Origin of the sequence: Azohydromonas sp., from assembly GCF_035325925.1 — a bacterium.
Taxonomy (GTDB): domain Bacteria; phylum Pseudomonadota; class Gammaproteobacteria; order Burkholderiales; family Burkholderiaceae_C; genus Calidifontimicrobium.
On sequence record NZ_DAOKZA010000002.1, the window covers coordinates 115,841 to 127,932 of the forward strand.

The 12,092-nt window shown below is 72.0% G+C and carries 9 protein-coding genes; 1 reads left to right on the plus strand and 8 read right to left on the minus strand.

All coding sequences use genetic code 11. The annotated features are described in order from the left end of the window. Positions 1-48: 48 nt before the first annotated feature. The 7 genes from PKC53_RS01580 to rimP all read right to left on the minus strand — a co-directional run bounded on the left by PKC53_RS01580 (position 49) and on the right by rimP (position 9,121). The gene (locus PKC53_RS01580; RefSeq protein WP_324425601.1) at positions 49-957 is read right to left on the minus strand and encodes a DMT family transporter; all 909 of its coding nucleotides are present in this window, start codon (positions 955-957) and stop codon (positions 49-51) included. 25 nt (positions 958-982) lie between these two features. Further along, positions 983-2,800 (minus strand): translational GTPase TypA, encoded by a 1,818-nt coding sequence (typA, locus tag PKC53_RS01585; protein WP_324425602.1) that lies wholly within the window; start codon positions 2,798-2,800, stop codon positions 983-985. After that, a complete protein-coding gene (gene truB, locus PKC53_RS01590; protein WP_324425603.1) occupies positions 2,797-3,741 on the minus strand; it encodes a tRNA pseudouridine(55) synthase TruB in 945 nt (314 codons plus the stop codon). The genes typA and truB overlap by 4 nt, the downstream gene beginning before the upstream one ends. Position 3,742: 1 nt before the next feature. Continuing rightward, positions 3,743-4,105 carry a 30S ribosome-binding factor RbfA gene (gene rbfA, locus PKC53_RS01595; RefSeq protein WP_324425605.1) on the minus strand — a complete coding sequence of 121 codons (363 nt, stop codon included), beginning with the start codon at positions 4,103-4,105 and terminating at the stop codon, positions 3,743-3,745. Between the two features lie 68 nt (positions 4,106-4,173). Beyond that, positions 4,174-6,999 carry a translation initiation factor IF-2 gene (infB, locus tag PKC53_RS01600; protein ID WP_324425607.1) on the minus strand — a complete coding sequence of 942 codons (2,826 nt, stop codon included), beginning with the start codon at positions 6,997-6,999 and terminating at the stop codon, positions 4,174-4,176. A gap of 50 nt (positions 7,000-7,049) precedes the next feature. Continuing rightward, positions 7,050-8,540: a transcription termination factor NusA gene (nusA, locus tag PKC53_RS01605; RefSeq protein ID WP_324425609.1), complete on the minus strand. Its 1,491-nt coding sequence runs from the start codon at positions 8,538-8,540 to the stop codon at positions 7,050-7,052. Next, entirely contained in the window at positions 8,537-9,121 is a 585-nt protein-coding gene (rimP, locus tag PKC53_RS01610) for a ribosome maturation factor RimP (protein ID WP_324425643.1), read from the minus strand. Before rimP ends, nusA begins: the two co-directional genes overlap by 4 nt. 432 nt (positions 9,122-9,553) lie before the next feature. On the opposite strand from rimP, the gene fabI reads away from it, so the two are divergent. After that, complete coding sequence (gene fabI / locus PKC53_RS01615) at positions 9,554-10,354, plus strand: enoyl-ACP reductase FabI (protein WP_324425611.1); 801 nt, start codon at positions 9,554-9,556, stop codon at positions 10,352-10,354. Between the two features lie 226 nt (positions 10,355-10,580). On the opposite strand, the gene malQ is transcribed toward fabI, so the two are convergent. Then, a partial coding sequence (gene malQ / locus PKC53_RS01620) for a 4-alpha-glucanotransferase (protein WP_324425613.1) occupies positions 10,581-12,092 on the minus strand: 1,512 nt, incomplete at its 5' end.

A 12,092-nucleotide genomic window follows, 5' to 3' on the forward strand; every position in this document is an offset into this window, starting at 1 on the left:
CACCGCGATCCTAGGGCCACGCCGCGGACGCCCGGCGCGGGATTGCCCCTAACGCCGGGCCGCCTGCGGGCCCATGGCGCGCCGCACGCCGAGCAGTTCGTTGGCCACCAGCGCGACGAGCACCAGCGCGCCGCCGCCCAGTACCGCCGGCGAAGGCGTCTCGCCGCCACCGAGCCAGGCCCAGGCGACGCCGAAGATCACCTCGAGCAGCGCCAGCAGCGACACCTCGGGCGCGCTCAGCACGCGAGCCGCCGACACCGCCAGCAGGCAGGGGACCGCGAGCTGCGCCACGCCGAGCAGCGCCAGCCACGCCACGTCGCGCCCGCCGGCCTCGAACGGCCAGGCCAGCGGCAGCGTCGCCAGCGCCGACAGCGTCGCGCCGATCAGCACGGCGGGCAGCATGTCGGGCGCCGGCGCGCTGCGCCGCGGCGAGCGCAGGCTCTGGATCAGCGTCCAGTTCACCGCCGCGGCCACCGGCACCGCCAGTGCGACCGCCACGCCGAGCACGTGCCGCGCCCCGGCGCCGTGCACCTCGCTGCCGTACATCCACGCGATGCCCACGCCGGCCGCGACGATCGCGCCCCAGGTGCGCGGCGGCAGCCGGTGGCCGAGCCACAGGCGCGCGGCCAGCGCCGCGATCAGCGGCGACACGGCCATCGTCACCAGCACGTTGGCCACCGTCGTCAGCGTGATCGCGACCATGAACGCGGTGAACATGACGCTCCAGCACAGGCCCGACAGCCACATGACGCGACCGCCGCCGCGCAGCGACGCGACGAGCACCGCCGGCCCGCGCAGCCAGCCGAGCAGCACCACCAGCGCCAGCGCGTTGAACGCGCTGCGCCAGAACGTGACCTCGAAGGTCTTCGCGGCGTCGAGCTGGCGCGTGACGACGCCGGCGATGCTCCACAGCAGCGTCGCCAGCACCATCGTCGCCACGGCCCGTCGGTGCGTCATCGCGTCGAACCGGCCGGCGCGGCGTCTACGCGGCCTCGCGCTGCGCGCGTTTGCGCTCGTGCTCCTTCAGGAAGCGCTTGCGCAGCCGGATCGACTTCGGCGTGATCTCGACGAGTTCGTCGTCCTCGATGAACTCGACCGCGTACTCGAGCGTCAGCTCGATCGGCGGCGTGACCTTGATCGCGTCCTCCTTGCCGCTGACGCGGAAGTTGGTCAGCTGCTTGGTGCGCACCGCGTTGACGACGAGGTCGTTGTCGCGGTTGTGCACGCCGACGATCATGCCCTCGTACACCGGATCGCCGGGCCTGACGAACATGCGCCCGCGGTCGTCGAGCTTGCCCAGCGCGTAGGTGACGATCTCGCCGTCCTCCTGGCTGACCAGCACGCCGTTCTTGCGCCCGGCGATCTCGCCCTTGAACGGTTCCCACGAGTCGAAGATGTTGCTGATCAGGCCGGTGCCGCGCGTGAGGTTGAGGAACTCGGTCGAGAAGCCGATCAACCCGCGCGCCGGGATGCGGTACTCGAGCCGCACGCGCCCCATGCCGTCGGTCTCCATGTGCACGAGCTCGGCGCGGCGCTCGCCCAGCGCCTGCATCACCGCGCCCTGGTGCTGGTCCTCGACGTCGCAGGTCACCAGCTCGATCGGCTCCATGCGCACGCCGCCGTCGTCGTGGAACACGACGCGCGGCTTGCTCACCGCCAGCTCGTAGCCCTCGCGGCGCATGTTCTCGAGCAGGATCGTCAGGTGCAGTTCGCCGCGCCCCGAGACCTCGTAGACACCGTCCTCCGCGGTGTCCTTGACGCGCAGCGCGACGTTGCTCTGCAGCTCGCGCTCGAGCCGGTCGCGGATCTGCCGGCTGGTGACGAACTTGCCCTCGCGCCCGGCCAGCGGGCTGGTGTTGACGCAGAAGTTCATCGTCAGCGTCGGCTCGTCGACCTGCAGCATCGGCAGCGGACGCGGGTCGTCGAGGTCGGTCAGCGTGACGCCGATGCCGATGTCCTCGATGCCGTTGACGAGCACGATGTCGCCCGGCCCGGCGCTGTCGGCGACGCGCCGCTCGAGGCCCTCGAACGTGAGCACCTGGTTGACGCGGCCCTTCCTCGGCGGCGCGTCGGGGCCTTCGCACACCGCGACGTCCATGCCCGGGCGGATCGTGCCGGCGTTGACGCGGCCGATGCCGATGCGCCCGACGTAGCTCGAGTAGTCGAGCGAGCAGATCTGCAGCTGCAGCGGCGCGTCGCGGTCGCCCTGGTGCGGCGGCACGTGCCGCACGATCGCCTCGAACAGCGGCGCAAGGTCGGTGCCGACCCGGCCCGGCTCGAGCGTGGCCCAGCCGTTCAGGCCCGACGCGTAGACCACCGGGAAGTCGAGCTGCTCCTCGCTCGCGCCGAGCTTGTCGAACAAGTCGAACGTGGCGTTGATCACGTAGTCGATGCGCGAGCCCGGGCGGTCGACCTTGTTGACGACGACGATCGGCTTGAGCCCCAGTGCGAGCGCCTTCTTCGTGACGAAGCGCGTCTGCGGCATCGGGCCCTCGACCGCGTCGACGAGCAGCAGCACCCCGTCGACCATCGACAGCACGCGCTCGACCTCGCCGCCGAAGTCGGCGTGGCCCGGCGTGTCGACGATGTTGATGTGGGTGTCGCCCCAGCGCACCGCGCAGTTCTTCGCCAGGATCGTGATGCCGCGCTCGCGCTCGAGATCGTTGCTGTCCATCACGCGTTCGGCGACCTGCTGGTTGTCGCGGAAGGTGCCGCTCTGGCGCAGCAGCTGGTCGACGAGCGTGGTCTTGCCGTGGTCGACGTGGGCGATGATCGCGATGTTGCGGATCGGGTGGTTCATGAGGGCTCTCGTGGTTCGAGCAGCCCGGCCACCTCGGCCGGGCTGAGCAGTCGGTCGGCGATCAGTTCGCCGGCGGTGATGTGCGCGCTGCCGAGGAAGGCGCGCGGCTGCGCGCCGTACACGCGCACCGCGGGGGCGTCGGGCAGGCGCACGCGGCGGCGCAGGCCGGTGAGGAAGCGCCCCGCCTCGTCGTCGGGCAGCGACACCGGCGGCCAGTGCGCCACCAGCACGTCGGGCGGCAGCAGCCGCGCGTCGCGCTGCGCCTCGTCGAGCGCCTGCAGCGCGTCGAGCGTCGCGGCGTCTTCGACGCGCAGCGCGCCGCTCGCGGTTCGGCGCAGCGCCGACAGGTGCGCGCCGCAGCCCAGCGCGTCGCCGAGGTCCTCGGCCAGCGTGCGCACGTAGGTGCCCTTGCTGCACACCACGTCGAGCACCAGCCGCTGGCCGTCCGACTCGACGACGTCGAGGCGGCGGACCGTGACGCGGCGCGGCGCACGCTCGACGCTGACGCCGGCGCGCGCGTAGTCGTACAGCGCGCGGCCCCGGTGCTTGAGCGCCGAGTGCATCGGCGGCACCTGGTCGAGCGGCCCGACGAAGCGCACGCAGGCTGCGTCGATCGCACCGCGGTCGACCTGGACCGGGCGCCGCGCGACGACCTCGCCCTCGGCGTCGCCGGTGGTCGTCGTGACGCCGAGCGCCAGCGTCGCGCGGTAGGCCTTGTCGGCGTCGAGGCTCGCCTGCGCGAACTTGGTCGCCGCGCCGAAGCAGATCGGCAGCAGCCCGCTGGCCAGCGGGTCGAGCGTGCCGGTGTGGCCGGCCTTCTCGGCGCGGTACAGCCGCCTGGCCCGCTGCAGCGCGTCGTTGCTCGACAGGCCGGACGGCTTGTCGAGCAGCAGCACGCCGTGCAAGGCACGGCGCGGCACGCGCACGCGCGGCTCACCCATGTCAGTCCTTGGCCTGGCTCGCGTTCGCGCGGCGGATCAGGTCGTTGAGCTCGGCGGCGCGTTCGGTCGTGCGGTCGAAATGGAAGTGCAGCGTCGGCACGGTGTGGATCGCCAGTCGCTTGAACAGGCCGTTGCGCAGGAAGCCCGCGGCCTCGTTGAGCGCGATCTCGCACTCGGCGGGGTCGCCCACGAGCAGCGAGAACCAGACCTGCGCATGCGCGTAGTCGGGCGAGACGTCGACCGCGCTGATCGTCAGCATGCCGATGCGCGGATCCTTCAGCTCGCGGATCAGCTCGGCCAGGTCGCGCTGGATCTGGTCGGCCACGCGGTAGCTGCGGTTGGGGATCGATCGCTTGTGTCTCATCGTGCCGCTCCACAAAAATCGAAGCCCCGCCGGCCGGCGGGGCTTCGGACGAGCGCCGCCGGAACCGGTCAGAGCGTGCGTGCCACTTCCTTGATCTCGAAGAACTCGAGCTGGTCGCCTTCCTTGATGTCGTTGTAGTTCTTCAGCTTGATGCCGCACTCGAAGCCTTCCTTGACCTCGCGCACGTCCTCCTTGATGCGGCGCACCGACTCGACCTCGCCGGTGTAGACGACCACGTGGTCGCGCAGCAGGCGGAAGCGCGCGCCGCGGCGCACCACCCCGGCGGTGACCATCGAGCCGGCCACCGTGCCGATCTTCGAGGCGACGAACACCTGCCGGATCTCGGCGGTGCCGATGACCTCCTCGCGCTGCTCGGGCGCCAGCAGCCCGCTCATCGCCGCCTTCACGTCGTCGACCGCGTCGTAGATGATGTTGTAGTAGCGGATATCGACGCCGCTGCCCTCGGCGAGCTTGCGCGCCCCGGCGTCGGCGCGCACGTTGAAGCCGATGACGACGGCCTTCGACGCCAGCGCGAGGTTGACGTCGCTCTCGCTGACGGCGCCGACGGCGGCGTGCACGATCTGCACCTTCACCTCGTCGGTCGACAGCTTGAGCAGCGAGGTCGCGAGCGCCTCCTGCGAGCCCTGCACGTCGGCCTTGACGATCAGCGGCAGCGTCAGCACCTTGCCCTCGCCCATCTGCTCGAACATGCTCTCGAGCTTGGCGGCCTGACGCTTGTTGAGCGTGACCTCGCGGTACTTGCCCTGGCGGAAGGTGGCGATCTCGCGCGCGCGGCGCTCGTCGGCGAGCACCATGAACTCGTCGCCCGCCGCCGGCACCTCGGTCAGGCCCTGGATCTCGACCGGGATCGACGGCCCCGCCTCCTGGGCCGGCTTGCCGTCCTCGTCGAGCATCGCGCGCACCCGCCCGTACGAGCTGCCGGCGAGCACGACGTCGCCGCGCCTGAGCGTGCCCGACTGCACCAGCACGGTGGCCACCGGGCCCTTGCCCTTGTCCAGCCGGGCCTCGATCACCAGGCCCTTGGCCGGCGCGTCGACCGGCGCCGTCAGCTCGAGCACCTCGGCCTGCAGCAGCACCTGCTCGAGCAGTTCGTCGATGCCCTGGCCGGTCTTGGCCGACACCGCGCAGAACGGCGAGTCGCCACCGAACTCCTCGGGCACCACCGACTCGGCGACCAGTTCGCTGCGCACGCGCTCGGGGTTGGCGTCGGGCTTGTCGATCTTGTTGATCGCCACGACGATCGGCACGCCCGCGGCCTTCGCGTGGTGGATCGCCTCCTTGGTCTGCGGCATCACGCCGTCGTCGGCGGCGACGACCAGGATCACGATGTCGGTGGCCTTCGCGCCGCGCGCGCGCATCGCCGTGAACGCCTCGTGGCCCGGCGTGTCGAGGAAGGTGATCATGCCGCGCGGCGTCTGCACGTGGTACGCGCCGATGTGCTGCGTGATGCCGCCGGCCTCGCCGGCCGCGACGCGGCTGGTGCGGATGTGGTCGAGCAGCGAGGTCTTGCCGTGGTCGACGTGGCCCATCACGGTGACCACGGGCGCGCGCGGCAGCGCCTCGGCGTGCGACGACGTCTCGCCCTCCTCGACCAGGAATGCCTCGGGGCTGTCGAGCTTGGCGGCGAACGCCTTGTGCCCCATCTCCTCGACGACGATCATCGCCGTCTCCTGGTCGAGCTGCTGGTTGATCGTCACCATCTGCCCGAGCTTCATCAGCTGCTTGATGACCTCGCTGGCCTTGACGCTCATCTTGTGCGCGAGGTCGGCCACCGAGATCGTCTCGGGCACGTGCACCTCGTGCACCGGCGCCTCGGCGGGCGCGACGTAGCTCGACTCGCCCTCGCCGCGGTCGCCGCCGCGCCGTGCGCCGCCGCGCGGCGCCTTCCAGCCGCCACGCGCCGCGCCGGCGTCGGTGCGTCCCTTGACCGCCCCCGGACGCTTGGCGCCGTCGGCCCAGGCCGACGACATCTTGTCCGACTTGACCGACTTCTTGTCGCCCGGCTTGGCGGCACCGGCCGCACCCGGCGCGGCGGCAGCGGTCTTCGGCCGATGGATCGTGCCCGCGATGCCGGCCTTCGCCGCCTCGGCCGGCTTGGCCTCCTCGGGCTTCTTGGCGGTCAGCACCTTGCGCGGCTGCGACATCATCGCGCGGATCGCCGCGGCCTCGGCCTCGGCGGCCTTGCGGCGCTTCTCCAGATCGGCCAGGCGCTGCTTCTCGGCAGCGTCGACGTCGACCGCCTTGACCACGCGCAGCGCCGGCTTCGGCGCTTCGGCGGCGGGGGCGGGGGCGGGCACAGGCGGCTCGGCCTTGGCCTTGGCGCCGGCCTGCTTGGCTGCCTCGGCGGCGGCGAGCTCGGCAGCGGCCTTCTCGGCGGCCTCGCGCGCGCGTTGCTCGGCGGCCTCGCGTTCGGCGCGCTCCTCGGCCTCGCGCTGGCGGCGGCGCTCGGCGAGCTCCTCCTCCTGGCGCTTGAGCAGGTCGGCCTGGCGCTGCGCCTCTTCCTCGCGGCGCTGCAGTTCGGCTTCGTCGATCACCGGCGCGGCGGGCGCGGCCTCCTCGGCCGGCGCCGCCTCCTCGCGCTTGACGAACACGCGCTTCTTGCGCACCTCGACCTGGATCGTGCGCGCCTTGCCGCTGGCGTCGGCCTGCTTGATCTCGCTGGTGCTCTTGCGCGTGAGCGTGATCTTCTTGCGTTCGCCACCGGCCGTGCCGTGGACGGTGCGCAGGTACTCGAGCAGGCGCTCCTTGTCGTGCTCGGTCAGCGCATCGTCGGTCGAGCCCTTGCGCACGCCAGCCGACTGCAGCTGCTCGAGCAGCGTTGCCGCCGGGCGGTTGAGCTCGGCGGCCAACTGGGCGACGGTGGTGACTGCCATCTGGGATTTCCTTGCTTCGTTAACCGGTGGACGCGGTGCGGCGGCGGCGCTCAGGCGGTGAACCAGTGTTCACGCGCCTTCATGATCAGCGCCTTGGCCGCCTCGTCGTCGAGGCCGGTCATCTCGGTGAGCTCGTCGACCGCGAGGTCGGCGAGGTCGTCGCGGGTGTGGATGCCGCCGTCGGCGAGCCTGGAGATCAGCTCGGGCGTCAGGCCCTGGCCGTCGAGCTCGAGGTCGCGCAGGTCCTGCGACACCTCCTCGACGCGCTCCTCGCGCGCGATCTCCATCGTCAGCAGCGCGTCCTTCGCACGGGTGCGCAGTTCGTTGACGGTGTCGCCGTCGAAGGCCTCGATCTCGAGCATCTCGGCGATCGGCACGTAGGCCACCTCCTCGAGGCTCGTGAAGCCCTCGGCGATCAGGATGTCGGCGACCTCCTCGTCGACGTCGAGCTTGTCGACGAACAGGCGGCGCACCGAGTCGCTCTCCTGCGCCTGCTTGGCCTGCGACTCCTCGGCGGTCATGATGTTGATGCGCCAGCCGGTGAGCTCGCTGGCCAGACGCACGTTCTGCCCGCCGCGTCCGATCGCGATCGCGAGGTTCTCCTCGTCGACGACCACGTCCATCGCGTGGCGCTCCTCGTCGACGACGATCGACTGCACGTTCGCCGGCGCCAGCGCGCCGATGACGAACTGCGCCGGATCCTCGCTCCACAGCACGATGTCGACGCGCTCGCCGGCGAGCTCGTTGGTGACCGCGTTGACGCGCGAGCCGCGCACGCCGACGCAGGTGCCGATCGGGTCGACGCGGCGGTCGTGGCTGACCACCGCGATCTTCGCGCGGCTGCCCGGGTCGCGCGCGCAGCTCTTGATCTCGAGCAGGCCCTGCTCGATCTCGGGCACCTCCTGGCGGAACAGCTCCATCATGAAGCCCGGCGCCGAGCGCGACAGCATGATCTGCGGGCCGCGCACCGTCGGGTCGACGCCCAGGATGTACGCGCGCACGCGGTCGCCGCTGCGCAGGTTCTCCTTCGGGATCATCTCGCCGCGCTTCAGGCGCCCCTCGACACGGCCGCTCTCGACGATCACGTCGCCCTTGTCCAGCCGCTTGACCGTGCCGACGAAGATCTTGTCGCCGCGCGCGAGGAAGTCGTTGAGCAGCTGCTCGCGCTCGGCGTCGCGGATCTTCTGCAGGATCACCTGCTTGGCGGCCATCGCGCCGATGCGCCCGATCGGCACCGACTCGATCGGCTCCTCGATGTGGTCGTCGACCTCGATGTCGGGGATCTGCTCCTGCGCCTCGAACAGCAGCACCTCGGCCTCGGCGTTCTGCAGCCCGGCCTCGTTGGGCACGACGTGCCAGCGGCGGAACGTCTCGTAGTCGCCGGTCTCGCGGTCGACGGCGACGCGGATGTCGACCTCGCCGCCGTGCAGCTTCTTCGTCGCCTGCGCCAGCGCCGCCTCGACCGCGCCGAACACCACGTCTCGATCGACGTTCTTCTCGCGCGAGATGGCGTCGACCAGCATCAGCATTTCGCGGTTCATTCCCTTCGACCTCCGTCAACCTCGTCGGACCCGGACGCCTCGGGCGTCTCGGGGCGGGCCCTGCGGCCCTTGAAATCCACCACCGGCACCAGCCGCGCCTCGCGCACCTCGTCGAACGCGAAGTCGAGCGCGCGCACGCCGTCGGGCAGCGCCAGGCGCCACTGCCCGCCCTCGCCGGCCAGCAGCCGGCCGCGATACCTGCGCCGGCCCTCGTACGGCTCCTTGAGCGTCAGGTCGACCTCGGCGCCGGTGAATCGTTCGTAGTCGGCGACGCGCTTGAGCGGACGGTCGAGTCCGGGCGACGACACCTCGAGCCGCGCGTAGTCGCAGCCCTCGACCTCGAGCACGTACTGCAGCTGGCGCGTCACCGCCTCGCAGTCGTCGACGGTGACGAACGCCGAGTCGCCCGCCGGGTAGGTGCGCCCGGGCACGCGGTCGATGGTCACGCGCAACAGTCCCTGCGCGGCGCGCTCGACGTCGACCAGGTCGTAGCCCATGCCGGTGACCGTGCGCTCGACCGCAGCCGTCCACGCCCCGCCGACGGCCGGGCCTGCGACCCCGGCCCAGGGGTCGTGCGCCACGCGCGCCGGTGGCGCCGCGCTGCGCACCGCACGCGCGCGCACGGCCTCGCCGCGCGTGGGCGCGCCACGCGTGGGTTTGCGGGGCTGCCGCGTCTGGCGCGGGGTCAACCTGCTGGGCACGTTCGGTTCTGGTCGGCGAAGACGTCGGGTGAAGAAGGCGGCGGGTGGCGAACAGCGGCGCTGAACAGTCGGTGCGAAAACGGTGCGAAAAAACGATCGAGCAAAAAAAAAGGGCTGGATGACACCGCCCCATTGCATCGCTTCGCGCAATGCTGCACTTCAGTGAAGCGCGCATTATAAGCACAGCGCAAACCCCGTTCAAGCCGCCCGCCACCGTGCGGCGCGAGGGCCCGGTGTGCGTGCGAGAATCGTCGCCGCCTTCACGACGACACTTCGCCGCCGGCCCGGCGGTCGATCACAGTGGGAGATGCCATGGGATTCCTCGCCGGCAAGCGGCTGCTGATCACCGGCTTGCTGTCCAACCGCTCGATCGCCTACGGCATCGCGCGCGCCTGCCGCCGCGAAGGCGCCGAACTGGCGTTCAGCTACGTCGGCGAGCGCTTCCGCGACCGCATCACCGAGATGGCCGCCGAGTTCGACTCGCAGCTGGTGTTCGACTGCGACGTCGGCGACGACGCGCAGATCGAACGCCTGTTCGCCGACCTGGCGCAGGCGTGGCCGACGTTCGACGGCTTCGTGCACTCGATCGGCTTCGCGCCGCGCGAGGCGATCGCCGGCGACCTGCTCGACGGGCTCAGCCGCGAGGCCTACCGCGTCGCGCACGAGATCTCGGCGTACAGCTTCCCGGCGATGGCGAAGGCGGCGCTGCCGTACCTGAACCCGCGGTCGGCGCTGCTGACGATGACCTACCTCGGCGCGATGCGTTACGTGCCGCACTACAACACGATGGGGCTGGCCAAGGCGTCGCTCGAGGCGAGCGTGCGCTACCTCGCGGCCAACCTCGGGCCGCGCGGCATCCGCGTCAACGGCATCTCGGCCGGGCCGATCCGCACGCTGGCGGCGTCGGGCATCAAGAGCTTCCACCGCATCCTCGACATCGTCGAGCGCAACGCGCCGCTCAAGCGCAACGTGACGATCGACGACGTCGGCAACGTCGCGGCGTTCCTGCTGTCGGACCTCGCCGCCGGCGTCACTGCCGAGATCACCTACGTCGACGCCGGCTTCAGCCAGGTGATGGGCGGCGCGCCGGCGGATGACCCGGCGGGCGGCTGAAGTCGTCCCCTCTCCCACGGTTCCATCGGCGCCTCCCCCGCGGCGGCACCACCGGCACACCGGCAAGGCCGGGTCCGCGGCGGCGGCCTGAAGGCCCCCGGCTGACGGGACGCCGACCGCGCGCGGTGCCGACGCGCGGCGGCCGATCGGCAGTCGCCGCGCGTCGCCGGTGCTCGCGCGGATCGGCCTGCGTCCGGCGGGGGGCGGAGCCTCGGCGCCCGGGATCCTACGGCGCGCGGTAGCCGTCCGGCGCAAGCGGCAATGGCAGGCGGTCGAAGGGGCCGCGCCCCGACGCCGCGGTGATCCTCCCCAGCACGCGCGCGGGCTCGCTGCCGACCATGTCCCAGTCGAAGCGCCAACCCCAGTTGCCTTCGAGCGTGCCGGGCAGGTTCATGCGGTGACTGCCGTCGAGCCCCAGCACGTCCTGCAGCGGGAAGATCGCCAGGTGCGCCACCGACTGGCTCGCCGCGCGGATCATCGCCCAGTGCACGTCGTGCCCTCCGCAGGCGAGGTAGGTGCCGGCAAAGACGCGCTCGCGTTCCGTGCAGGCGTGCCACCAGCCGCGCGTGGTGTCGTTGTCGTGCGTGCCCGTGTAGACGACCGTCTCGGGCGCATGGTTGTGGGGGAGGAAGCGGTCGCCGGCGTCGCCGGCGAACGCGAACTGCAGGATGCGCATGCCCGGAAAGCCGAAGCGCTCGCGCAGCGCGACGACGTCGGGGGTGATCACGCCCAGGTCCTCGGCGACGATCGGCAACCGCCCCAGCGCCGCCTCGATGGCCTCGAACAGCATCGCGCCGGGGCCCGCCACCCAGCGGCCGTCGACCGCGGTCGGGCACGCGGCCGGGATCTCCCAGTAGCCGGCGAAGCCGCGGAAGTGGTCGATGCGAAACGCGTCGGCCAGCGCCAGCGCGCGCCGCACGCGCGCGACCCACCACGCGTACCCTTCGGCGGCCATCCGTTCCCAGCGGTACAGCGGGTTGCCCCAGCGCTGCCCGGTGGCGCTGAAATAGTCGGGCGGCACGCCGGCGACCACCGTCGGCTGGAACGCGTCGTCGAGGAAGTACAGGTCGGGGCGCGCCCAGCAGTCGGCGCTGTGGTGCGCGACGAAGATCGGCAGGTCGCCGACCACCGCGACGTCGCGCGCCCGCGCGTGGGTGTGCAGCGCAGCCCACTGCCAGCCGAAGCACCACTGCGCGAAACGCCAGAAGCCGGCCTCGTCGGCGTGCTCGCGCGCGGCCGCCGCGAGCGCACGCGGTTCGCGCGCGGCCAGCGCCGCGTCCCAGGCCCACCAGCCGCCTTCGCCGCCCCGCGCGCGGTGCGCCTGGTCGAGCGCCATGAACAGCGCGTAGTCGTCGAGCCAGGCGGCCTCGGCGGCGCACCATTGCGCGAACGCGGCGCGGTCCGCCGCCGACGCGCGGGCGCGGAACCCCGCCTCGGCCTCGCGCAGCCGCCGCATGCGCCACGGCACGACCTGCGCCCAGTCGACGCGGTGACGGTCGAAACGCGCAGGCTCGGTCGGCGCGAGCCAGCCGCGCTCGACCAACGGCTCGAGGGCGACCATCAGCTCGCTGCCGGCGAACGCCGACACGCTCTGATAGGGCGAGTTGCCTGGGCCGATCGGGTTGGTCGGCAGCAGTTGCCACACGCGCTGGCCGGCGCCGTGCAGCCAGTCGACGAAGTGGAAGGCGCCGGGGCCGAGGTCGCCGCAGCCGTGCGGCCCGGGCAGCGAGGTCGGGTG

Coding starts and splice junctions, on each gene's coding strand:
- truB (WP_324425603.1), bottom strand. CDS start 3,741: ATGGGTGAGCCGCGCGTGCGCGTGCCGCGCCGTGCCTTGCACGGCGTG.
- PKC53_RS01580 (WP_324425601.1), bottom strand. CDS start 957: ATGACGCACCGACGGGCCGTGGCGACGATGGTGCTGGCGACGCTGCTG.
- nusA (WP_324425609.1), bottom strand. CDS start 8,540: ATGAACCGCGAAATGCTGATGCTGGTCGACGCCATCTCGCGCGAGAAG.
- fabI (WP_324425611.1), top strand. CDS start 9,554: ATGGGATTCCTCGCCGGCAAGCGGCTGCTGATCACCGGCTTGCTGTCC.
- rbfA (WP_324425605.1), bottom strand. CDS start 4,105: ATGAGACACAAGCGATCGATCCCCAACCGCAGCTACCGCGTGGCCGAC.
- infB (WP_324425607.1), bottom strand. CDS start 6,999: ATGGCAGTCACCACCGTCGCCCAGTTGGCCGCCGAGCTCAACCGCCCG.
- typA (WP_324425602.1), bottom strand. CDS start 2,800: ATGAACCACCCGATCCGCAACATCGCGATCATCGCCCACGTCGACCAC.